Source organism: Psychromicrobium xiongbiense (assembly GCF_030271165.1).
In the GTDB taxonomy this organism is placed as follows: domain Bacteria; phylum Actinomycetota; class Actinomycetes; order Actinomycetales; family Micrococcaceae; genus Renibacterium; species Renibacterium xiongbiense.
This window is the reverse complement of record NZ_JASSZH010000021.1, coordinates 105,346-128,010: the sequence shown is the minus strand read 5'-3', so window position 1 is coordinate 128,010 and position 22,665 is coordinate 105,346. Positions and strand designations below refer to the sequence as shown.

23 protein-coding genes and 2 pseudogenes are annotated in these 22,665 nt (G+C 63.3%); 20 read left to right on the top strand and 5 right to left on the bottom strand.

Features of this window, described 5'->3' with window-relative positions:
• The 18 genes and pseudogenes from QQM37_RS08565 (at position 1) to QQM37_RS08485 (ending at position 16,831) form a co-directional block, all read left to right on the top strand.
• On the top strand, positions 1-2,079 hold the full coding sequence (locus QQM37_RS08565) for an acetyl/propionyl/methylcrotonyl-CoA carboxylase subunit alpha (protein ID WP_285726539.1): 2,079 nt from the start codon (positions 1-3) through the stop codon (positions 2,077-2,079).
• A complete protein-coding gene (locus tag QQM37_RS08560) occupies positions 2,076-3,266 on the top strand; it encodes an acyl-CoA dehydrogenase family protein (RefSeq protein ID WP_285726538.1) in 1,191 nt (396 codons plus the stop codon). Before QQM37_RS08565 ends, QQM37_RS08560 begins: the two co-directional genes overlap by 4 nt.
• A 32-nt stretch (positions 3,267-3,298) precedes the next feature.
• Positions 3,299-4,069 (top strand): annotated as a pseudogene (locus QQM37_RS08555) (CoA transferase subunit A); the annotation flags it as partial.
• Positions 4,070-4,180: 111 nt separating this feature from the next.
• Positions 4,181-4,876, top strand: a complete 696-nt coding sequence (locus tag QQM37_RS08550; protein ID WP_285726747.1) for a CoA transferase subunit B — start codon at positions 4,181-4,183, stop codon at positions 4,874-4,876.
• Complete coding sequence (locus QQM37_RS08545) at positions 4,873-5,424, top strand: MaoC family dehydratase (RefSeq protein WP_285726537.1); 552 nt, start codon at positions 4,873-4,875, stop codon at positions 5,422-5,424. Before QQM37_RS08550 ends, QQM37_RS08545 begins: the two co-directional genes overlap by 4 nt.
• Positions 5,424-6,281: an HpcH/HpaI aldolase/citrate lyase family protein gene (locus QQM37_RS08540; protein ID WP_285726536.1), complete on the top strand. Its 858-nt coding sequence runs from the start codon at positions 5,424-5,426 to the stop codon at positions 6,279-6,281. Before QQM37_RS08545 ends, QQM37_RS08540 begins: the two co-directional genes overlap by 1 nt.
• A gap of 49 nt (positions 6,282-6,330) precedes the next feature.
• Complete coding sequence (dxr, locus tag QQM37_RS08535; RefSeq protein WP_285726534.1) at positions 6,331-7,563, top strand: 1-deoxy-D-xylulose-5-phosphate reductoisomerase; 1,233 nt, start codon at positions 6,331-6,333, stop codon at positions 7,561-7,563.
• Positions 7,564-7,590: 27 nt separating this feature from the next.
• Positions 7,591-8,967 carry a M50 family metallopeptidase gene (locus QQM37_RS08530; RefSeq protein ID WP_285726532.1) on the top strand — a complete coding sequence of 459 codons (1,377 nt, stop codon included), beginning with the start codon at positions 7,591-7,593 and terminating at the stop codon, positions 8,965-8,967.
• A 218-nt stretch (positions 8,968-9,185) separates the two neighbouring features.
• Positions 9,186-9,860, top strand: coding sequence for a hypothetical protein (locus QQM37_RS08525; RefSeq protein WP_285726530.1), 675 nt, complete (start codon positions 9,186-9,188; stop codon positions 9,858-9,860).
• A gap of 15 nt (positions 9,861-9,875) precedes the next feature.
• Positions 9,876-10,298 (top strand): annotated as a pseudogene (locus QQM37_RS14530) (amidase domain-containing protein); the annotation flags it as partial.
• Between the two features lie 22 nt (positions 10,299-10,320).
• Complete coding sequence (locus QQM37_RS08520; protein WP_285726528.1) at positions 10,321-10,803, top strand: hypothetical protein; 483 nt, start codon at positions 10,321-10,323, stop codon at positions 10,801-10,803.
• A 68-nt stretch (positions 10,804-10,871) separates the two neighbouring features.
• Positions 10,872-11,486: a MarR family transcriptional regulator gene (locus QQM37_RS08515; protein ID WP_285726526.1), complete on the top strand. Its 615-nt coding sequence runs from the start codon at positions 10,872-10,874 to the stop codon at positions 11,484-11,486.
• Between the two features lie 48 nt (positions 11,487-11,534).
• Positions 11,535-11,978 (top strand): hypothetical protein, encoded by a 444-nt coding sequence (locus QQM37_RS08510; RefSeq protein ID WP_285726524.1) that lies wholly within the window; start codon positions 11,535-11,537, stop codon positions 11,976-11,978.
• Between the two features lie 17 nt (positions 11,979-11,995).
• Entirely contained in the window at positions 11,996-12,289 is a 294-nt protein-coding gene (locus tag QQM37_RS08505; protein ID WP_285726522.1) for a YciI family protein, read from the top strand.
• Positions 12,290-12,346: 57 nt separating this feature from the next.
• Positions 12,347-13,522: a flavodoxin-dependent (E)-4-hydroxy-3-methylbut-2-enyl-diphosphate synthase gene (gene ispG / locus QQM37_RS08500; protein ID WP_285726520.1), complete on the top strand. Its 1,176-nt coding sequence runs from the start codon at positions 12,347-12,349 to the stop codon at positions 13,520-13,522.
• Positions 13,476-14,387: a GNAT family N-acetyltransferase gene (locus QQM37_RS08495; RefSeq protein ID WP_285726518.1), complete on the top strand. Its 912-nt coding sequence runs from the start codon at positions 13,476-13,478 to the stop codon at positions 14,385-14,387. The genes ispG and QQM37_RS08495 overlap by 47 nt, the downstream gene beginning before the upstream one ends.
• Before the next feature lie 132 nt (positions 14,388-14,519).
• Positions 14,520-15,737, top strand: a complete 1,218-nt coding sequence (locus QQM37_RS08490) for a Gfo/Idh/MocA family protein (protein WP_285726517.1) — start codon at positions 14,520-14,522, stop codon at positions 15,735-15,737.
• A gap of 14 nt (positions 15,738-15,751) precedes the next feature.
• Positions 15,752-16,831 carry a LacI family DNA-binding transcriptional regulator gene (locus QQM37_RS08485; RefSeq protein ID WP_420030142.1) on the top strand — a complete coding sequence of 360 codons (1,080 nt, stop codon included), beginning with the start codon at positions 15,752-15,754 and terminating at the stop codon, positions 16,829-16,831.
• Here QQM37_RS08485 and QQM37_RS08480 read toward each other — a convergent pair.
• The 5 genes from QQM37_RS08480 to QQM37_RS08460 form a co-directional block, all read right to left on the bottom strand.
• Positions 16,774-17,151 (bottom strand): hypothetical protein, encoded by a 378-nt coding sequence (locus tag QQM37_RS08480; protein WP_285726512.1) that lies wholly within the window; start codon positions 17,149-17,151, stop codon positions 16,774-16,776. The genes QQM37_RS08485 and QQM37_RS08480 overlap by 58 nt on opposite strands.
• A 91-nt stretch (positions 17,152-17,242) precedes the next feature.
• A complete protein-coding gene (locus QQM37_RS08475) occupies positions 17,243-17,518 on the bottom strand; it encodes a hypothetical protein (protein WP_285726510.1) in 276 nt (91 codons plus the stop codon).
• Between the two features lie 84 nt (positions 17,519-17,602).
• Entirely contained in the window at positions 17,603-18,259 is a 657-nt protein-coding gene (locus tag QQM37_RS08470) for a TetR/AcrR family transcriptional regulator (protein WP_285726508.1), read from the bottom strand.
• On the bottom strand, positions 18,256-18,999 hold the full coding sequence (locus QQM37_RS08465) for an ABC transporter permease (protein WP_285726745.1): 744 nt from the start codon (positions 18,997-18,999) through the stop codon (positions 18,256-18,258). The genes QQM37_RS08470 and QQM37_RS08465 overlap by 4 nt, the downstream gene beginning before the upstream one ends.
• An 8-nt stretch (positions 19,000-19,007) precedes the next feature.
• Positions 19,008-19,826 carry an ABC transporter ATP-binding protein gene (locus tag QQM37_RS08460; protein ID WP_285726506.1) on the bottom strand — a complete coding sequence of 273 codons (819 nt, stop codon included), beginning with the start codon at positions 19,824-19,826 and terminating at the stop codon, positions 19,008-19,010.
• 182 nt (positions 19,827-20,008) lie between these two features.
• On the opposite strand from QQM37_RS08460, the gene QQM37_RS08455 reads away from it, so the two are divergent.
• Positions 20,009-21,817: a proline--tRNA ligase gene (locus QQM37_RS08455; RefSeq protein ID WP_285726504.1), complete on the top strand. Its 1,809-nt coding sequence runs from the start codon at positions 20,009-20,011 to the stop codon at positions 21,815-21,817.
• Between the two features lie 41 nt (positions 21,818-21,858).
• Positions 21,859-22,659, top strand: coding sequence for a sulfite exporter TauE/SafE family protein (locus tag QQM37_RS08450; protein WP_285726502.1), 801 nt, complete (start codon positions 21,859-21,861; stop codon positions 22,657-22,659).
• The last annotated feature ends 6 nt before the right edge of the window (positions 22,660-22,665 follow it).

Sequence of the window (22,665 nt, the reverse complement as noted above, 5' to 3'; positions counted from 1 at the left end):
ATGAGCATACTGTTTTCCACCGTTCTGGTCGCCAACCGCGGAGAAATCGCCTGCCGGGTGATCCGTACCCTGCGCCATCTCGGCATCCGGTCGGTTGCGGTCCACAGCGACGCCGATGCCGACGCCCGCCATGTGCGCGAAGCCGATGTCGCGATCCGACTGGGACCGGCTGCTGCCGCCGGGAGTTACCTCAATATCGAGGCCATTCTGGCGGCCTGTCGGCTCTCCGGGGCAGAGGCTGTGCACCCCGGCTACGGTTTCCTCAGCGAGAGTCTCGACTTTGCGCGGGCGCTGAAGGAGCAGGGGCTCGTCTTCATCGGTCCGGATCTGCGCGCTCTGGAGGTCATGGGGGACAAAATCCGGGCCAAAAACCACGTCCAGAGCTTCGGGGTGCCCGTGATCCCGGGCATTGCCCGGCCCGGCCTCAGCGATGAGGAACTGATCGACGCTGCTGCTGGCATCGGCTACCCCCTGCTGATCAAGCCCTCCGCAGGTGGTGGCGGCAAAGGCATGCAGGCGGTTGACTCCGCTGCGGAGCTACCGCAGGCACTGATCACCGCACGCAGGATCGCCACGGCTGCCTTTGGCGACGACACCTTATTCCTCGAGCGGCTGGTGGAACGTCCGAGGCATATCGAGGTGCAGGTGCTGGGGGACCGCTACGGGCACGTGGTTCACCTGGGGGAGCGGGAATGTTCACTTCAGCGCAGACATCAGAAGGTCATTGAAGAAGCGCCCTCACCCCTGATCGATGAGGCCACCAGGGCCCGGATCGGGGAGGCGGCCTGTCAGGCTGCCCGCAGTGTCAATTACCTGGGGGCCGGGACAGTGGAGTTTCTGGTCTCCGATGCCGCACCGGAAGAGTTTTTCTTCATGGAGATGAACACCCGGCTGCAGGTGGAACACCCAGTGACCGAGATGGTGACCCACCAGGATCTGGTGGAGTGGCAGGTGCGGCTGGCCGCCGGGGAGGAACTGACCCTGCGCCAGGAGCAGTTGCGCCCGGTCGGACACGCCGTCGAAGCCCGGCTCTACGCGGAAGATCCTGCGCAGGGCTTTCTGCCACAGACCGGGACCGTGCTGGCCCTGCGGGAAGCAGAACAGGAGCCGGGCACGCGCAGGTATCAGGGGGTGATCCGCTATGACTCCGCGCTGCAGACCGGCCTGGAAATCACCGCCCACTACGACCCGATGCTGGCCAAGATCATCGCCTGGGGGCCGGATCGGCAGACGGCGCTGGCGGCCCTGGATGGCGCGCTCGCGGACACTGTGGTGCTGGGAGTGCAGACCAACGCGGAATATCTGCGTCTTCTGCTGGGCCTGACCGAGGTCCAGACGGGTCAGCTGGACACCGGATTGATTGAGCGCACCCTGCCGGGTCTACGGTTCGGAGCGGTAGGCGAGGTGGAGTTGCAGGTGGCGGCTGAGTTTTTTGCCCGCCGAGCCCGGCCTGCTGGAAGAGGCGGACCTGCCTGCACCGCCGGATCTGCCTGGAAAGTGGCCGACGGCTGGCGGCTGGGTGAACCCGAACCACTGGTGTTCTCCCTCACTGACGGCACCCGGACTCACGAGGTGCTGGTGGCTTCTGGTGCTGAAGGGGCAGCGGGGCGCGCTGATTTCCAGGCCAGTGACCTTCAGCATGGCGAATGGTCACTGATCCACGATGACGTCCGGCACCACGGTGCCTATGCCCTCGATGAATCCACCCAGACCTTGTGGCTGGGATCAGAGGGGCGGACTGCCGCACTGCGCCTGCGAAGCCGTGAAGAGCGGGTTGCCGCCTCGGTGTCCGCCCACCAACAGTTACGCCGGGCCTCCGGTGAAGACATCGGTGGTCCCCACGTCGAACCGCGCGTCGTATCGCCGATGCCTGGAACCGTGGTTTCCCTCGCCGTTGTCGACGGTGAAACGGTGCTCGCCGGTCAGCTGCTGCTGGCCGTGGAGGCGATGAAGATGGAACATGAGGTGCGCGCGGGGCGCGAAGGAACGGTGCATCTGCTGGTCCACCAGGGATCGCTCGTCACAGCGGGCCAGGTCCTCGCAACTCTTGAACCCCACCCCACGAAGGAGCAGGTATGAGTACGCCAGACTATGGATTGACTGAGGAATACCAGGATCTCAGCGACACCGTCCGTGCCTTTGCCGATGAGGTGGTGGCCCCGGCCTCCGCCCGTCACGATGAGGAGCACAGTTTTCCCTACGAGATCGTCGCCCAGATGGGGGAGCTGGGGCTGTTCGGCCTGCCCTTCCCGGAGGAATACGGCGGCATGGGTGGGGACTATTTTGCCCTGGCGCTCGCCATCGAACAGCTCGGCCGGGTCGATCAGTCAGTGGCCATCACCCTCGAAGCCGGCGTCTCCCTCGGCGCCATGCCGATCTTCCGCTTCGGCACCGAAGAGCAGAAGCAACAATGGCTCCCCATGCTGGCCTCCGCGCAGGCGCTGGCCGGATTCGGACTGACCGAATCGGAGGCCGGAACCGACGCCGGCGGCACCAAAACCCGGGCTCGCCTCGAGGAGACGGGGGATAGTCGCACAGGCAGGGAATGGGTGATCAACGGCAGCAAGGAGTTCATCACCAACTCCGGAACGGACATCACCCGCCTGGTCACGGTGACTGCGGTCACCGGAGAAGTCGCCGCGCCGGATGGCAGGATGAGCAAGGAGCTCAGCACTCTGTTGGTTCCGACCGACACCCCCGGATTCACCGCCGAAAAGGCCTATGGGAAGGTCGGCTGGAACGCCTCTGATACCCATCCGCTGACCCTGCGCGAGGTCCGGGTGCCGGAGAAGAATCTGCTGGGCGTCCGGGGGCGGGGATACGCCAATTTCCTTTCCATCCTGGATGAGGGGAGGATCGCCATCGCAGCGCTGGCCACCGGGGCCGCCCAGGGCTGTGTGGATGCCTCGGTGACGTATGCCAAGGAGCGGCAGGCCTTCGGCCAGTCCATCGGCAGCAATCAGGCCATCGCCTTCAAAATCGCCAGAATGTCGGCCCGGGCCCACACCGCGCGGCTGGCCTACTACGATGCCGCAGCCCGGATGCTGGCGGGTAAGCCCTTCAAGGTGCAGGCGGCGATGGCGAAGATGGTCGCCGGGGAGGCCGCGATGGATAACGCCCGCGATGCGACCCAGGTTTTTGGCGGTTACGGGTTTATCAATGAATTTGTGGTCGCCCGGCATTACCGTGATTCCAAGATCCTGGAAATTGGTGAGGGAACCACCGAGGTGCAGCTCATGCTGATTGCGCGGGAGCTGGGGCTTTAGAGGCGCGTCCACGGGAATCCACAGGAGGAACGATGATCGACAAAACAGTGGCCAGCGCGGCAGTGGCGGTGGCCGATATTCACGATGGCGCCTCGCTCGCCGTCGGCGGCTTTGGCCTGTGTGGCATCCCGGTGGCTTTGATCTCTGCCCTGCACGCTCAGGGCACCTCAGGACTGGAGACGGTCAGTAATAACTGCGGGGTGGATGACTGGGGCCTGGGAATTCTGCTGGCCGACGGGCGCATCCGCCGGACCGTCTCCTCCTATGTGGGGGAGAACAAGGAATTCGCCCGGCAGTATCTGGCCGGCGAACTCGAGGTCGTGCTGACACCGCAGGGCACTCTGGCCGAGAAGCTGCGCGCCGGCGGCGCGGGAATTCCTGCGTTCTACACCCCGGCCGGAGTGGGAACCCAGGTGGCTGAGGGTGGTCTGCCTCAGAAGTACGATGCCGCCGGGAACGTTGAGATTGCCTCGGCAGTGAAAGAAGTGCGCAGCTTCGGTGGTGCGGAGTATGTTCTGGAGGAGTCGCTGACCCCCGATTTTGCGCTGGTGCACGCAGCCAAAGGTGACCGGCACGGGAACCTCATGTTCCATGCCACCGCCATGAACTTCAACCCGCTGTGCGCCATGGCGGGGAAGATCACGATTGCCGAGGTGGAGGAACTGGTTGAACCCGGCGAGCTGGATCCGGAACAGATCCACGTCCCCGGCATCTACGTCCAGCGCATCGTCGAAGTCCCGTCGGGCTCGCCCGAGGCGGAGAAACGCATCGAGAAGCGGACGGTATCTGCGACGGCTGGTGGTGTCAGTCGGATGGATGAGGGGACCCCCGCCCGCTTCGCGGACGCCCGAAGCTGCTCCCGGGGCCCCCTCATCAATCCGACCCTCATCAATCCGACCAGCGAAGCCGCAACCGTGCTCCCAGCACGGCCGCTTCCTGGAACGCAGGCTGAACCGCGCGGCCTGGACCGGAATCAGCTCGCGGCCCGGGTGGCGAAGGAGTTGCGCAACGGGCAGTACGTCAATCTGGGCATCGGTATGCCGACGCTGATCCCGAACTATATTCCGGAGGGGGTGAAGGTGGTGCTGCATTCGGAGAACGGGATTCTGGGAACCGGGCCTTATCCGAGCGAAGACGCTGTGGACCCGGACCTGATCAATGCGGGGAAAGAGACCGTCACGGTCAATCCGGGGGCCGCGTTCTTCGATTCGGCATCCTCGTTTGGGATGGTGCGCGGCGGTCATGTGGATGTCGCCGTGCTCGGTGCGATGGAGGTGGCGGAGAATGGCGACCTGGCCAACTGGATGATTCCCGGGAAGATGGTCAAGGGCATGGGCGGGGCGATGGACCTGGTGTTCGGGGCGAAAAAACTCATCGTCATGATGGAGCATTGTGACCGAAACGGTCAGCCCAAGATCGTTCAGCGCTGTTCCCTGCCGCTGACCGGCAAGGGGTGTGTGGATCTGATTGTCACCGATCTGGCCGTCATCGAGGTCACCAAGGATGGGCTGGTGCTCCGCGAGGTGGCGCCGGGGGTCAGCATCCCGGAGATCATCGAAGCCACCGGCGCCCCGCTGAAGGTCGAGATGCATGATCTGGACACGGTATGAGAGCTAGCGACGACTACCGGAGCGAGGACGGCCAGCCACCTCGGGTGATCGAGCAGCGTGGCCTGTTCTATGAGGAGATGGAGCTGGGCGTCGTCTATGCGCACCGCCCAGGTCGGACCCTGACCGAGGCGGACAACGTGCTGTTCACCACGCTCACCATGAACACCCAGGCGCTGCACCTGGATGCGGCCTGGAGCGCAAGCCAGCCCTTCGGCCAACGGCTGGTCAATTCGATGCTGACCCTCTCCACGATGGTGGGCCAGTCCGTCTCCCAGCTGACTCAGGGCACGCTGGTGGCTCAACTGGGTCTGGACAGGGTGTCCTTTCCGCACCCGATGTTCCTGGGCGATACCCTGTACACCGAAACGGTGGTGAGCGGTAAACGCCTCTCAGGATCGCGCCCCGGCCAAGGGGTGGTGGCGATGACGCTGACCGGGCGGAATCAGCAGCGGACCGTCGTGGCGCAGGCCAGCCGGACCGTCCTGGTGTGGCTCCAGTCAGCGCAGCACCCGGCCGATCCTCACGACGCCGTTCGGAAGGACACCTGATGAGCGTCATCGAACCTCGGCCCTTTACCCTGGGGCCGGCCCTGTTGTTCTGCCCGGCAGACCAACCCGAGCGTTACACCAAGGCGGCCGAGCGCGCCGATGCCGTCATTCTGGACCTGGAGGATGCGGTGGCACCGGGAGCGAAGGCAGCCGCGCGGGAGGCGTTGCTGGCTCACCCACTGGACCCGGAGCGCACCGTGGTGCGGATCAACCCGATGGGCAGCCCGGAGTTTGAGCTGGATCTGAAGGCAATCCGGCGCAGCGCCTATCGGACCGTGATGCTCGCTAAGGCGGAGCTGGACGCGGGTACGGTCATCGCCAGCAGATTGCACCCAGGGCTCAAGGACTTTTCCGTCATCGCACTGTTGGAGACGGCGTTGGGGGTGACGCAGGCTCAGATGCTGGCCAGGCTCCCCGAGGTGGTGGCGCTCATGTGGGGAGCCGAAGATCTGGTGGCGTCACTGGGTGGCAGTTCCTCGCGTACTGCGGAGGGGCAGTACCGCGCGGTGGCACAACAGGCGCGCTCGCAGGTGCTGCTGGCAGCGGGCGCTTTTGGCAAGGCCGCCATCGACGCGGTGTACCTTGACCTGAGTGATCTCCCCGGTCTGGCGGCTGAAGCGGACGATGCCGCGGCCTCTGGCTTTACGGCCAAGGCGTGCATCCATCCCGCCCAGGTGGCGGTCATTCGCAGCAGCTACGCCCCCAGCGAGGAACAGATCGCGGCGGCCCGTGAGGTGCTGGCGGCAGATGCGGCCTCGGCCACCGGCGTCTTTCAGCTCAACGGGCGGATGGTGGACGCGCCCATTCTGCGCCAGGCCGAGCAGATTCTGCGCCGGGCGGCGGCTGCCCAGAGCTGAACCGGCCGCGGATCAGGATGCTGTCGGCCCCATGCGGGATACTGGAAACATGCTCCCGTCAGAAACCACCGAGGCTCTTCGCCCCGAGTCCGGTCCACGCCGTGTCGCCATTCTCGGCTCCACCGGATCGATCGGCACCCAGGCGCTCGACGTCGTCGCGCGTGCCCTGCTGGACGATGGCACGCCGCGCTTCACCGTGGTGGCGCTCAGCGCAGGGGGAGCGCATCCGGAGTTGCTGGCCCGGCAGGCCGTCCGGACCCGGGCGGAGGTCGTCGCCATCGCGCATGGCGACGCCGGGGACCTGCTGAGCAGGATCGGCGCACTGGAGCCCGGGTACCGGCCGCGCATTCTGGTAGGCCCGGACGCGGCGACCCAGGTGGCCGCCTGGCCGGTCGACGTGGTGCTCAATGGCATCACCGGATCGATCGGCCTGGCACCGACCCTGGCCGCGCTGCAGGCGGGCAGCACCCTGGCCCTGGCCAATAAGGAATCGCTCATTGTGGGCGGTGCGCTGGTCAAGAATGCAGCGCGGGAGGGCCAGCTGGTCCCGGTCGACTCCGAACATTCCGCGATTGCCCAGTGCCTGCGGTCCGGTCGCTTCGATGAGGTGGACAAGCTGATCCTCACGGCATCGGGCGGTCCGTTTCGTGGGCTCAGCCGCCAGGAACTGGTCACGAAGACCCCGCAGGAAGCGCTGGCGCATCCCACCTGGGATATGGGGCTGATGGTCACCACCAACTCGGCAACCCTGGTCAACAAGGGCCTGGAGCTGATCGAGGCGCATCTGCTCTTCGATATTCCGCTGGATCGCATCGAGGTGGTCGTCCATCCACAGTCGGTGGTGCACTCGATGGTGCAGTTCACTGACGGTTCGACGATCGCCCAGGCTTCCCCGCCGGATATGCGGCTGCCGATCGCCCTGGGACTGGCCTGGCCGGATCGCGTGGAGCATGCCGCGCAGCCCTGTGACTGGAGTCGGGCCACCGAGTGGACCTTTGAGCCACTGAACGTGAGGGCTTTCCCTGCGGTGGATCTGGCGCGCGATGCCGCGAAGCAGGGCGGGACGCATCCGGCGGTGTTCAATGCCGCCAATGAGGAGGCGGTGATGGCCTTCCATGAGGGCCGGATCGGCTTCCTGGACATTGTGGACACGGTGGAAGAGGTGCTCAGCGAGCACATGGCCGGTTCCGAGCTGAGTCTCGATGCGGTGTTGGATGCTGAAAAGTGGGCACGTTCGCGCGCTCAGGAACGTTTGCAGAAAAAGGCCCGCTTGCGGGACTGATGATGTCTTGATCTGGAAAGTTGTGTTGTGACTGTATTGCTCTTCATCCTGGGAGTGCTCTTCGTCGTCATCGGCGTGGGCGTCTCGATTGCGCTCCATGAGGTCGGCCATCTGGTGCCGGCCAAGATCTTCAAGGTGCGCGTCACCCGCTACATGATCGGCTTCGGCCCGACTCTGTGGTCCCGGAAGAAAGGTGAGACGGAGTACGGCATCAAGGCGATTCCCGCGGGCGGTTATGTCGCGATGATCGGGATGTATCCGCCGAATCAGAAAGACGGCAGCATCCGCCCCTCCAGCACCGGGATGTTCCAGACGCTGGCAGAGAATTCCACGCAGATCCGCAAGCAGGGGCGCTTTGCCCGGCTGGCCACGGAAGCGCGGGATCTGGCTCATGAGGAAGTCGGCCCTGAGGACGGCAACCGGGTGTTCTACAAGCTGCCGGTATGGAAGAAGATCATCATCATGCTGGGTGGGCCCTTCATGAATCTGGTGATCGGCACGGTGCTGCTCGGAGTGGTGCTGATGGTTTTCGGAGCACCCCAGACCACCACAACCCTGTCGCTGGTCAGCGCCTGCCAGGTCCCGTACGGGCAGCCGGAACCCACCGATCTGAACAACTGCTCCAAGACGCCTGCTGCCGCTGCCGGGCTGAAGCCGGGGGACACGGTGCTCAGTTTTGATGGCAGGACGGTCACCGGCTGGGATGAACTGACCTCCTGGATCAGGGCCTCGGCCGGAAAGTCTGTGCCGGTGACTGTGCAGCGCAATGGCAGCACCCTGAACCTGATGATCACCCCCGTCCTTTCGGCGCGGCCCATTCCCACGGCAGCCGGAACCCCGCAAGTGGACAGTTCCGGGAAGATGGTGACCGAAGAGGTCGGTTTCATCGGGGTCAGCCCCACCTCGGCGATCGTCCCACAGCCGATCACAGCAGTGTTGCCGCAGGCGGGGCAGAACATTGTCTCGGTGGCCGGCGTGGTGCTGAATCTGCCGCAGAAGGTGGTTGCGGTGGCGCAGGCAGCCTTCTCCAGCGCCCCGCGGGATCCCAATGGCCCGGTTTCCGTGGTGGGTGTGGGTCGGGTGGCTGGCGAGGTCGCCTCCATGGAGAGTGTTCCGCTGAGTGCGCGCTTCGCCACTCTGGTGCAGCTGCTCGCCGGGCTTAATTTCGCCCTGGCGGTCTTCAATCTGATTCCTCTTCTGCCGCTCGATGGCGGTCACGTGGCCGGTGCGCTCTACGAGGGTGCCCGCCGCCAGTGTGCCAGACTGTTCAAACGGCGCGACCCGGGCCCCTTCGACATCGCTAAGTTGCTTCCGGTGACCTATGTGGTGGCCGGGCTACTCTTGGTGATGGGTGCCTTGCTGATCTACGCGGACATCGTCAAGCCCGTCAACCTCCTGGGCTAACTGATTCTAAATGGTCTATATTTTCTTCTTCCAACTGTTGCCAAGGCTTGCTCACAGGGTCTACCTTGAATCATAGGTACTTTTCATAGCTGGCGTGTTCATGAAATTTGTCGAGATGGATGGCCGGCAGTCAATGAAGGGCATGCATCATGATTCCAACACGAAGGTACAGGGCCGCCGGCCTCAGTTTGTCCGGAGCATTGGCGCTGAGTTTTCTGGTGCCCAGCGCAGCAAATGCACTTGCTAAACCAATGATTTCCGCCGACAGTGCAAGCATCATTAGTGTCGTCGCTGCGGTTTTGGATGACAGAAATCAACAAGTAGTTGAACGTCCGGCCGTTGCCGCAATGAGCGTCGCACAGATGGTGACGGCTAAGCATGAGGCTGAAGTCCGATCAGATTACGCAGAGTTAGGCGCATTCAAAGTGCGATTGGCTAACTTCGGTCAGTCCTATACGGCTGTGAAAACCGCGATCAAATCGCACACGATTCAGATGAATGGGAATCTAGCCTCGGTCAGGCTTGTTGAACTGACGGAACTCAGCTACGCGCCCGATGCCACAGGGGTCGCGGGTCCACCCTACGTGTATGAGTACCCTCAGATTGTGAAGTTGGTAAGAGGGGCCACTGGGTGGGTCGTCGACTCAGTTGAACCTCAGGATGCTGGCGCACTTCCTCCATCCACTGCTTCTCCCCGTAGCAGCAAGGGCCAAGGCTCGAAATTTCAGGGTGCACTGGCGAATGTTCCGGGTGCCAATCCAGTGTCTGCCCAGGCTGGAGTGCCCGTCGGGTACGTTCCGAATGTAAAGACCTTGACTCAGTCGAACGGTCCGACAACTTATGTTGCTGGGTATGACTACGGGGCGATGGTTTCCTATGCAACTACCTACTGAAGTAATTACAATACGAACTACCGGAGTTTTGGAAATGACTGTCAAAACTTTGTTTCTCAGTCCATGGCTGCCGGTGGGTGGAGTGCTGTTGGTGGCTTTTATCAGTCGAACGAAGCGTGGTGGTATAACTGGGGAAATCAGACCTACTCATGGGTTGGATCTCAGACGTTCCACAATTTTGCGGTTCACTGGGGGCGCGTCAGCTATTTGACATATTTGAATGATCTGGGACCCGGGGATGTTTTGCAGGTTTCTTGGGGAACCCCTGACGACACTAGCCCCGACGTGGATCACTCCATGATTGTCACTTATTCGCCGTTTGGGACTGGTACTCGAGATATTCGTGTCAGTTATCACACGACCAATACCCTAAATCGGTCAATATGGGATCTGTACAGCACGAATCCGACTGCGACCTGGTATGGGCTTCGTACCTGACGGAAGCCGAAGGAGGTGTCTTGTGTGGACTCGTAGATTCCTGATCCTCATGGCGGCGGTGGTTTTCGGCGTCGGCCTGGCCGCTTGTGCGCCGAACCCGGCGGACCCAGATATTGGCCAAAGAGACTCCTTAGCTCATCAAGTGGCGGAGGCAGCGGTGGCCGGGGACGTGGCCCGTTTGGTGAGTTTTGTCCCGGCAGATCTACATGGTGCGGAAGCGGCCGCCCAGCAGCTGATTGCCGCGATGTCCGGGTTCAAGGACTATCGGTTCGAATTCAAGGACCGGCCGGGGCCAGACCTACTGCATGTCACGGTGGTGAATGGGAAGTCATCCGGCCAGCATGCGGAATTTGGAATGCACTGGACCACCGTGAAGGGCCAGCTCAAATGGTGGCTCAGTCTGGGAACTCAGACACCTGGAGGTTCACCAGCATCCCCGTCTTCCTCTGCCACCGCATTGACGGCCCATCAACCTCCTGGGCTAGAGTTCGCCTCTTCAATCTAAATTAATTGATATTGAATCATCAATTGATTTCAGTTGAAATGAAGTCGTGTGCGTTCTATGGTTGATCCATGTTCGTACTGACTGTGGACCAGAAGAGCAGCCGCAGCACCCCAGATCTGGTGCCGGAGCTTCTTCAGGCGCTCCAAGCCATTCCCACGGTGCTGGCGTTCCAGCGCAGCGTGGGGGATGAGATTCAGGGCCTGCTGGACGATGCCGGGGCCACGGTGGAGGCGATCATGCTGATTCTGCGCCGCCACAGCTGGTACGTGGGTCTGGGAATTGGGGCCGTCGAGGAGCCGTTGCCCGCCTCCCTGCGGGAAGCCCGTGGGCCGGCATTCATTGCTGCCCGAGAGGCCGTGGAACAGGCCAAAAAGACCGGAAATCGGATTCCGCTGGCCGTCCGCGGATCAATACCCACCCAGCAGACGGAGGCGGCTGAGGCCGTGCTGCGCCTGGTTGGACGGCTGGTGAGTGATCGCACAAGCGCCGAATGGAACGTCGTTGACCGCCTGGTTCCCGGCAAACGGGGCGAGCAACACAGGGTGGCACAGGAACTTTCGATGACGGCCCAGGCGGTCAGCGGAGCCGTGCAACGTACCGGGTGGAGCGAGGAGCTTGCTGGACGTGAAGCCGCAACCCTTCTGCTGACTCAGGCCCAGGAGACCATTAACCGCTGGAGTTGAGGCCGCTGGACCCGGTGAATTGTCGGAACCATGCGGCAAGATAGCCACATGGCATTCCTTCTCATCGCCGCAGCCGTGCTGCTGGCAGCGTTGCTGGGCTGGCCGGTCACCATCGGCGTCCTGCGCCTGGCCAAGCGGGGTGATCAGAGGCCTGCTCCGATGCCAGAATCGGAAACGGCAGCAGAGCAAGAACTTGCGGGGAAAGACGCGCAGAAGCCAGATGCAGATCCACAGCTACCGGCCGATGCCGCCACGGTACTGCGCGGGGGGACCATTATCGGTGTGCTGGAGCGGATCGCCGTCGTCCTGTGCATTGTCTTTGACCAGCCGGTCGCCATCGCCTATGTAGTAGCGATCAAGGGGCTGGGCCGTTACCCGGAACTCAAGGAATCTCCGGCCGCGAGTGAGCGGTTCATCATTGGGACTCTGGCCTCGCTGATCTGGGCCGCGGCACTGGGAATCCTGGCGCGGTGGCTTCTGAGGATCTGGTGAGTAGGTAGGCTGATTCCATGAGCGTCTACGCCGTTGAATACATCTACAGCCCGGAAACCGTCGAAGCACGGGACGACTTCCGTCCGGTGCACCGTGCCTGGCTGAGCGAACTGATTGAGGCAGGCACGGTACTGGCCTCCGGTCCTTACCCGGATGGCAGCGGTGCCCTCCTGCTGTTCCTGGCGGGGGATGACGCAGCACTCGCGGCTCTGCTGGCCCAGGACCCCTTCGCCATCGAACACTGCATTACCGCCACGAACATTCATCCCTGGAACCCCGGGATGGGTCTGCTCAAGGAATACGCGCTCTGAGCATCGCGCTGTGCTCAGAGCGCCGTTTCAGAGTCTTAGAACAATAAGGAGCCCTCAGTGACCTCGGTCAGTCTTGGAATGCCCGCCGCACCGCCGCCCGTCCTCGCTCCGCGGCGTAAAACCCGGCAGATCAAGGTCGGTTCGGTCGGCGTGGGCTCCGATTCACCAGTGAGCGTGCAATCGATGACCACCACGCCCACTACGGACATCAATGCCACACTGCAGCAGATCGCTGAACTCACCGCCACCGGATGTGACATCGTCCGCGTGGCCTGCCCCTCAGCGGATGATGCCGAGGCTCTGCCGATTATCGCGAAGAAGTCGCAGATCCCGGTCATTGCGGATATTCACTTTCAGCCCAAATATGTCTTTGCCGCCATTGAGGCCGGATGCGCCGCAGTACGGGTGAATCCCGGAAACATTCGTAAGTTCGATGATCAGATCAAGGAAATCGCCCAGGCGGCCAAAGATCATGGCACCTCGATCCGGATCGGTGTGAACGCCGGTTCACTGGACCCGCGCCTCTTGCAGAAGTATGGCAAGGCCACCCCGGAGGCCCTGGTAGAGAGCGCCGTCTGGGAAGCCTCACTGTTTGAAGAACACGACTTCCACGACTTCAAAATTTCGGTCAAGCACAATGACCCGGTCGTCATGGTGCGTGCCTATGAACTGCTGGCCGAGCGTGGTGACTGGCCGCTGCACCTGGGCGTGACCGAGGCTGGCCCAGCCTTCCAGGGCACCATCAAATCCGCTACGGCCTTCGGCGCCCTGCTCTCCCGGGGGATCGGGGACACGATCCGGGTATCGCTCTCTGCGCCGCCGGTGGAGGAGGTCAAGGTCGGTATCCAGATTCTGCAGTCGCTCAATCTCCGTCCCCGCAAGTTGGAGATCGTTTCCTGCCCCTCCTGTGGCCGGGCCCAGGTGGACGTTTACACTCTGGCGGAGCAGGTCACAGCTGGCCTGGAAGGCATGGAGATCCCGTTGCGCGTTGCCGTCATGGGATGTGTCGTCAATGGTCCGGGCGAAGCGCGCGAGGCGGACCTGGGTGTAGCCTCGGGCAATGGGAAGGGGCAGATCTTCGTCAAGGGCGAAGTGATCAAGACCGTTCCGGAAAGTCAGATCGTGGAGACCCTTATCGAAGAGGCGATGCGCATCGCCGAAGAGATCGAAGAAGCGGGCGGCGAGGATGGTCAAGGCACTACCAAGGGAAGCCCTGTGGTCAGCGTTTCATAGCCCCCGCTCGCGAACACCGCGTGGCTCCGGGCGGGAGGTCCGGGGGCTGGGGCAGGCGGACACCGCTGCCCTGGTCCGGTTGGTGGATCGCAATCCGGTGGCTAACGTCTTCTTTGCCGCTCATCTGGAGCGTCAGGGCAGTGCTCTGTCGGACTTGCCCGGTGTGGAGACCTGGGGCTATTTTGACGCCGACGGCGATCTGCTCGCCGCCTGCTGGGTCGGTGGAAACGTCATCCCCCTGGAAGCGGATGAGGAAGCGGCGCGCGCCTTCGCGCGACGCCTTCTGGAGCGCGGCCGCGGCTATTCCAGCATCTACGGCGAAGCCCGAAGCGTTCTCCCGCTCTATCAGGCGCTTGGTAGTCACGGGTTCCGTGCCCGGGAAGTCAGGGCCTGCCAGCCACTCCTGGCGCTCAGTGGGCCGCCGCGCATTGAGCCTTCCCCGTGGGTCACTCCGAGCCGGCTCAGCAATTTTGACCGCATCCTTCCCGCTGCCGTCGCCATGTTCGAAGAGGAAGTGGGCTACTCACCCTTGGTGGGCGGGGAAGCTTTCTACCGACGGCGGGTCGAAGAACTCATTCGCCGCGAGCATTCGCTCAGCCACTGTGATGACCGGGGTGAAGTGATATTCAAAGCGGATATTGGAGTGCTTTCCCGTGCGGTCAGCCAGATTCAGGGTGTCTGGATCCGTCCGGCGGATCGAGGGAAGGGGCTGAGTGCCGGGTACATGGCTGCCGTGGTGGTTCTGGCTCAGCGACTGGCTCCCGTGGTGAGCCTCTACGTCAATGACTACAACGTCCGGGCCCGCGCCACCTATGAGACTGTGGGTTTTGAGCAGGTAGGAACTTTTGCCACGGTGTTGTTCTGAGTGATCAGCGAGTCAGATCTGACTGGAAAATCTACACGGGTAACTCTTGATGGTTTGCTCAGAATAAATGAAAGAGCGTGAGTTGGCGAAAAGTCGTTGACACGAGTAGATCTTGTTGCAAGACTATCCGACATGACTGAGATCACACCTTTCTCCTTGGGCATCGTCGGCGCTGGCCAGTTCTCCGGCCAGTTCGCCAAGCTGTTCGCCGCACACCCCTATATTTCTGACGTCTATGTCACCGACGTGCTTCCCGAGCGTGCAGCGACGCTGGCGGAACGCCTGCAGCTGGCGGGTACCTATCCCAGCTTTGAAGCCATGCTGGAGAGCGATCTGGACGCGGTGGCCATCTTTACCCAACGCTGGACGCATGGCCCGCTGGTGGTTCAGGCGCTCCGGTCAGGCAAACATGTCTACTCTGCCGTGCCGATGGCGATCAGCGAGGAGGAGATTGCCGCGATCATCGAGGCAGTCAGGGAGACCGGTCTGACCTACATGATGGGGGAGACCAGCTACTACAACCCCGCCACCATCTATGCCCGCAACCGTCAGGCGGAGGGCGCCTTCGGACGGATCTTCTATGCCGAGGGTGACTATGTGCACGATATGGACCTGGGCTTCTATGCCGCCTACCAGTACAGCGGCGGCGATAACTGGAAGAGCACCGCGAGCTACCCGCCCATGCTGTACCCCACCCACTCGCTCGGTGGCGTGATCGGTGGAGTTGGTGGGCACCTGGTGAGCGTAAGCTGCCTGGGTGTCCGGGATGATCGCGGGGATGGCGTCTTCGATCAGGAGGTCAGCATGTTCAATAACGACTTCTCCAATGCCACGGCGCTGTTTGAGATGGCTGGCGGCGGCAGCGTGCGCGTCAACGAATTCCGACGGGTGGGCTACCCCTCTCACCTCCGTGAGAGCCGTTTCCGGTTCTTTGGCACCGAGGGCAGCTTTGAGCAGCTGGTGGAAACCGCCGTCTGGCAGGACAAGGAAGGTTTCACCGATGTCTCTGAGCTGCTGGAGACCGCCCCCAGCATGGATCCTGATGATCCTTCGCTGGCTGATGTCGACCCGGCGCTGCGCGATGCCTTCATCTCCGGGCTTGCTCCGGTGCACGACGCGGCCAGGCTGCCCGCTGAACTCAAAGTGCTGCCCAGCGGCCATGAAGGCAGCCACCACTTCCTGGTGGACGACTTTGCCTTAGCGGTGGCCACCCAATCCCTGCCGCCGGTCAATGCCTGGCAGGCTGCCCGCTACACATTGCCCGGCATTGTGGCTCACCAGTCAGCCCTGAGGGGTGGCGAGCGGCTTCCCATCCGTGATTTCGGGGATGCCCCAGCAGAGCTTCAGTAACGCGCGGCTACCATATGATCATGTCTCTCACCCCGGATGCCAGGCCTGCGGTTACGCGCAAGGACGTTGCGCGACTGGCCGGCGTGAGCACCGCCGTCGTGAGTTATGTGATCAATGACGGGCCCAGGCGGGTCTCACCCGCCACGGCTCTGAAAGTGCGCGATGCCGTCGCGGTGTTGGGCTACCGTCCCAATGCCGCGGCGCGTGCGCTCAAGCTCGGGTCCTCCGAACTGCTCGGCATGGTGGTTCCGGTGATCACCAATCCGTTCTTCGCCTCGCTGACCCATGCCGTGGAGCGGGCGGCCGCTCGGCGTGGCTATGCGCTGTTGGTGGCCACCTCAGGCGGCTCAGTCAAAAAGGAACGGGAGCAGATCAACCATCTGGCCAGTCGACGGGTGGACGGTGTCTTCCTCAGCAGCGTCCTTTTCGAACCGGATCTGAGCGATCTGGAAGAGCTGCGGATCCCGTCCGTCCTCCTGAATCACAGTGTGGAAGCCTCGGGCTTCAACTCGGTGGGCGTCCAGCTGGCCGAAGGCTCACGAGTCGCAGTGGACCACCTGCGTGGCCATGGGCATCGGGACATCGCTTTGGTGATGGGCAACAACGCCGGGCGCGAGCTCGACGGCCGCGAAGTGGGCTGGCGTTGGGCGCTGGCCGGTGTGGGTCTTCCGGAAGGGCCGGTCTTCCGGGTGGACTTCGACCGTGAGGGAGGCTACCTGGCGGGGCAGCGCTTCCTCACCCTGAAACAACCGCCGCATGCGGTGTACATCAGCTCCGATCTGCAGGCTGTCGGATTCCTGAGGGCCATGCATGAAGCAGGCGTCCGGGTTCCCGAAGAGGTGGCGATCGTGTCGTTCGATGGTTCCCTGGAAGCCGAGTACGCCTGGCCACGACTGACCACGGTGGCTCAGCCGATCGTCGCCATGGCGGAAGCCGCGGTGACGGCGCTGATCGACGGCGGAAGCACGGGCCAGGTCCGGAATCAGACCTTTCCCGCTGAGCTCGTCATCGGTCGTTCCTGCGGCTGTGAACCGACCTACTCGGGGTCGGCCTTGGCTTCGCGGAGTGGCCCGACGGTGCCCTCGGTGCCATAGTCGCCTTTGGCATACTGGCCGATTTCCGTTGCCGCAGTGCGCGCCGGGGCAGCGCCGGCGTCACCATAGCTTCCCCTCACGTACCGCCCTACCTCACCGGCTTGGGTGCCCAGAGGCTCAGGCAGGTTACCCTGCTCCCCGGCCTCGCCGTAGTTGCCTTCGGTGTACTGGCCCTCGGTGTCCTCCGAATGGCGGCCCGTCAGAGTACCGGCCTTGCTGTACGTTCCCTTGACGTAGCGTCCCCGGAGCTCGGGCTCGCCGACGTTCTCCTCGACAGCCGCGGTCTCCGGTGGCAGGTCTGGATTGTTGATCTCGGTCATGATTTTGTCCCTTCACAACATGGTGATGCGTTTGATGTTCGCAATGCCAGCTTAGTCCCGGCCAGGGGACTGAGATAGAGGAGCCGGTGACTCAGCTGGAGCTGGTGTTCTCCTGCTCCGCCGCCTGGCGGTTCAGAGCCAGGGAAGTGCCACTGAGCATCTCTGCTGCCTGCAGAAGGGTGGGCGCGTGTGAGGAGTTCCAGGCATGGGTGAAGAAAAAAGCGTCGGGACCATGCCATTGCAACCCACCATTGATGGTGGAGATCAGCCCGGCACGGGCCGTGCGCAGCATCTGGGCGCTGTGTTCCATATCGCGGGAGAGTGCACGCAACTCCTCCAGGTTGGCACCCAGTAGGTTTTCACTCATCTGAGTTTCTCCCGACCGTCACCTCACCAGCCTAAGCGAGCAGACGATGCCGGGCTATGGGGAGTACTGCCCATGGATGCGCGGTCACAACTCACCGGTCAGATATCGCTGGATGGTCGGTGCCACCCACTCCACTAACTCATCCATGGTCGCTGAGGCCAACGGCTCCACCCGGAGCACATGCCGTGCCATCAGCAATCCGATCACCTGGCTCACTACCAGGCTGCCGCGCATCCGGCGCTGTTCCGGTGAGCCCTCCAGTCCCTGAATCAGCACCGGCATCAGTAGCCGGGTCAGAGCCTGACTCAACAGGGCTGCGCGTGCCGGTGAACTCACGGCGGCTTTCACCAGAGCCAGAAGGGCCGGCCGGGCCTGTGATTCCCAGAGGCCCAGGACCGTGCGAAGGAGGGCCTCGGCCCGCTGATCCGGACTTTGACTGGCCACCTCCGCCAGGACCGTGGCCGGGTCTGCAGGGAGCGCCACGCAGGCCGTGAACAGATCCTCCTTGGAATCGAAGTAGTGGTGGACCAGCGCGGGATCCACACCTGCCTGGCGGGCTATCTGACGCATGCTGACGCTGTCGAACCCAGCTTCCGCGAAGAGCTCCCGGGCACAGGAGAGAATCAGCTCCCGGGTATCTGAGCTGCCTCCACGCCGTCCGCGCCTCCGCAGGCCCTCCGGGCCTACAGCCCCTTGCATTGCGCCCCGGGATCCTGTCGCCTGGGCGGGGGTGCCCGTCATGCGGTTTTGCGCCGCAAGGTCAGCGCGGCCAGAACCAGCAGACCCAGCACGACGGTGGCCAGCACGATCACATCTCCCCAGAGCAGATCCGTGGCCTCCGCGTGTCTACCGAGTTCACCGAGTGCCTCCACCGAGTAGCTCAGTGGCATGAACCGGGCCGCTGCCTGCAGAAAGTCATTCATCTGGTCCCGTGCGACGAAGAGCCCGCAGAGCAGAAGCTGAGGGATCACCACCACGGGCATGAACTGGACGGCCTGGAACTCCGTGCGGGCAAAGGCGGAACAGAGCAGGCCCAGCGCAACACCGAGGACGGCGCCAAGAACGGCCACCAGCATCACCAGCCAGGCAGGCCCCTTAATGTTCAGGGCGAAACACCAGTATGCGATGCCGGTCGCGACGAGCGTCTGCGCGGCTGCCATCACGGAGAACGCCAGTGCGTAGCCGATCACCAGATCAGCCTTGTGGATTGGCGTGGTCAACAACCGTTCCAGGGTGCCCGAGGTACGTTCGCGGAGCATGGTGACCGAGGTGACCAGAAACATCACCACGAAAGGGAAGACCGCCAGCATGACCAGGCCGATGCGGTCAAAACTCCGGCCCACGCCGGGCGGCAACTTCTCGTTCTCGAACAGGAAGTAGATCGCGGTCAACAGCAGGGCAGGGACCACCAGGATCAGGGCGATGCTGCGCGGATCCCGACGCAGCTGACTCAGCACGCGCACCGTGGTGGCCCACGTCATCGACAGATTCACGACCCTGCCTCCTGGTCCGTGGTGGGCACCGCCGCATGAGCTGCCCGAGCGGAGGCAGTACCTCCCGAGTCTGCACGATCCGAGCCTGCCGCGAGGATCAGCTGAAGGAACGCCAGTTCCAGATCCTCAGACGTCCCGCGACGTCGCAGTTGAGCGGGTGTCAACTGAGCCAGCAGGCGGCCTTCACGCAATAACAGCAACGCATCACAATGGCTGGCTTCCTCCATAACATGACTGGAGACCAGCAGGGTGCGTCCGGCGGCTGCCATTGCGGCGAACCTCTGCCATAGATCGGCACGCAGCACCGGGTCCAGCCCCACCGTGGGCTCATCCAGGACGAGCAGTTGCGGGTCGGCCGCCAGTGCGCAGGCCAGGGAGACCCGGTTGAATTCGCCACCGGAGAGATCGCTGGCCTTGCGCTGCGCCAGTGCGCTCAGGCCGACGTCGGCGATGGCCTCCAGCGCCGCAGCGCGGGACCGGCCGTACAGCCTGGTGAAGTACCGGACGTTCTCCAGCACCGAGAGGTCGCGGTAGATGCTCGGTGCCTGGGTCACGTAGCCCAGAGTGTGTCGTAGTTCCGGGGCGCCCGCAGGGTGGCCCAGAACGCTGATCTGCCCGCTGCTGATCCTCTGGACGCCCACCACAGCACGGAGCAGGGTGGTTTTTCCTGAGCCCGAGGGGCCGAGTAACCCGGTAATGCTGCCGTAGCTGAGGCTGAAGTCCAGCTGCTTGAGGATCTCTGCCTTTCCATGCCGGATGCTCAGCTCGCTGACCAGCACGGCAGGCTCAGCCTCGACCGCCATCAGATGGGACATCGGGGCCTCCTTAATTCAACAGGTGATGAATTCAGCGTAGAACTGACTCTTGCACCTGTCCAGACTCCGGGACAGATCGCCGGAGCTGGCATGGCAGGGCTGCAGAAGCCGGGTAGATTAGAGGAGACTTTTCCAGCCTCGCCTCGCGGGGCCACCTCTGATTCCGGAAGGGAGCCGCTCCCGTGGTTCTTCGCCTGTCTACTCTCTTTGTGCGAACCTTGCGCGAGGATCCCGCGGATGCGGAAATTGCCAGCCACAGGCTGCTGATCCGGGCCGGGTACATTCGTCGCGCGGCTCCTGGCATCTACACCTGGCTGCCCCTGGGACTGAAGGTGCTGGGCAAGGTGGAGGCCATTGTGCGGGAGGAGATGGCGTCGATCGGCGCTCAGGAAGTGCATTTCCCCGCGCTACTGCCCCGCGAGCCTTATGAGGCGACCAACCGGTGGACCGAATACGGTGACGGAATCTTCCGGCTCAAGGACCGCAAGGACAACGACTACCTCCTGGCTCCGACCCATGAGGAAATGTTCACCCTGCTGGTCAAGGACCTGTACTCCTCGTATAAGGACCTGCCGGTGAGCCTCTACCAGATCCAGACCAAGTACCGCGATGAAGCCCGTCCGCGGGCAGGTCTGATGCGTGGGCGGGAGTTCATCATGAAGGACTCCTACTCCTTCGACATCGACGACGCCGGCCTGGACGCGAGCTATGCGGCCCACCGTGCTGCGTACTTCCGGATTTTCGCCCGACTGGGACTTGAGGTGGTGGCGGTCAAGGCTACCTCCGGTGCCATGGGTGGCTCCAAGAGCGAGGAATTCCTGCACCCCACCCCGGTGGGTGAGGACACCTTCGTCCGCTCGGCCGGTGGCTATGCGGCCAATGTCGAAGCGGTCTCCACGGTCGTTCCCGAAGCCATCGACTTCACCGATTTCGCTGCGGCCGAGGTCCGGGACACCCCGGATACGCCGACCATCGACACGCTGGTCAGCGCCGCCAATGAGCTGGCACCCCGGGCCGATGGCACGGCCTGGACGGCAGCGGACACGCTCAAGAATGTGGTGCTTGCCATCAGCCTGCCCACCGGTGAGCGCCAGATCGTGGTGATTGGTGTTCCCGGAGATCGCGGCGTCGATCTCAAGCGCATCGAAGCGAATATCGGGTCCCACCTGGGCGTGGGCGGCGAAGTGGGCGTTGAGGCCGCCAATGAAGAGGACCTGAAGAAGCACCCGCTGCTGGTCAAGGGGTACATCGGCCCCGGACTTACGCTCGATGCCGCCGTGCTCGGTGCCGAGGCGAGCACCGGACTGGTCTACCTGGTGGACCCCCGGGTGGTGGCTGGAACCCGCTGGATCACCGGCGCCAACCTGCCCGGGAAGCATGTCTTCGGCCTGGTGGCCGGTCGCGACTTCGGCTGGGACGGGGTGATCGAAGCGGTGGAAGTCCGCGATGGTGATGAGGCCCCGGACGGCAGCGGCGCCCTGGAAATTGCACGCGGCATTGAAATGGGCCACGTCTTCCAGCTGGGACGCAAGTTTGCGGAGGCCTTGGATCTTAAGGTTCTGGACCAGAACGGCAAGCAGGTCGTCGTCACCATGGGCTCCTACGGCATCGGCGTCACGCGTTCCGTGGCAGCGATCGCCGAGGGCAATAACGACGAGAAGGGTCTCATCTGGCCGCTCGCCGTGGCCCCGGCGCATGTTCATCTGGTGGCCGTGGGGCGCGATGACGCCGTGTTTGCCGCCGCCGAGCAGATCGCTGTGGACCTTGAGTCGGCTGGTGTGGAAGTGCTCTTCGATGACCGCCCCAAGGTCTCGCCCGGGGTGAAGTTCGGTGATGCCGAGCTGATCGGCGTGCCGATCGTCCTGGCCGTGGGTCGCGGTCTGGCCGATGGCGTCATCGAGCTTAAGGACCGTCGCAGCGGCGAGGCCTCCAATGTGCCGGTGGCGGATGTGGTGGAGCGGGTGCTCGCGCTACGCGCCACTCTGGTCTGAGAGCCAGTGCTCTGATGCCCCGCACGGGAAGTTGAGGATTGGTGCCGTCGGGATTTGAGGACCTTTCGCTGTGGACCCTGCTGCTCATTGTGGTGGCAGGGTTCGGGGCCGGCTGGATCGACGCCGTGGTGGGCGGTGGAGGGCTGCTGCAGCTTCCCGTCATGCTGATGGTGCCCGGAATCACGCCGGTGCAGGCGCTTGCGACCAATAAGATGGGCTCGATCTTCGGTACCGCCACCAGCTCGGTGGCCTACTATCGACGGGTCGGTCCGGATCTGCGGACGGCTCTGCCGATGGCCGCCATCGCCCTGCTGGGCAGTCTCGGTGGGGCGGTGCTGGCCGCCAACCTGCCGCAATCGGTGTTCAAACCGATCATTGTGGTCGCGCTGATCGTGGTCGCGATTTTCACTGCGGCCACGCCGCGGCTGGGGGCTGAAACGGCCTTGCGCCACTCGGGTTCCCGGCACCATGTGCTGGCCGGGGTGATTGGTGCCGGCATCGGGTTTTATGACGGGCTGATCGGCCCAGGAACCGGGTCTTTCCTCGTCATCGCCCTGGTCTCGGTGCTGGGGTATGCCTTTCTGGAGGCGAGCGCGAAGGCTAAAATCGTGAACCTTGCGACCAACGCCGGGGCTCTGATGTTCTTCCTTCCGCATGGTTCGCTGCTCTGGGGGCTCGGCCTGGTGCTGGGGGCCTCCAATATGGGCGGTGCCTATCTGGGGGCCCGGATGGCAGTGGCTCGCGGCAACACCTTCATCAGGGTGGTGTTCCTGACGGTGGTGGCGGCACTGATTCTGAAGCTGGGCTGGGACGTCGTGAACGAGAACTTCCTGCGGCACTGAGTTCAG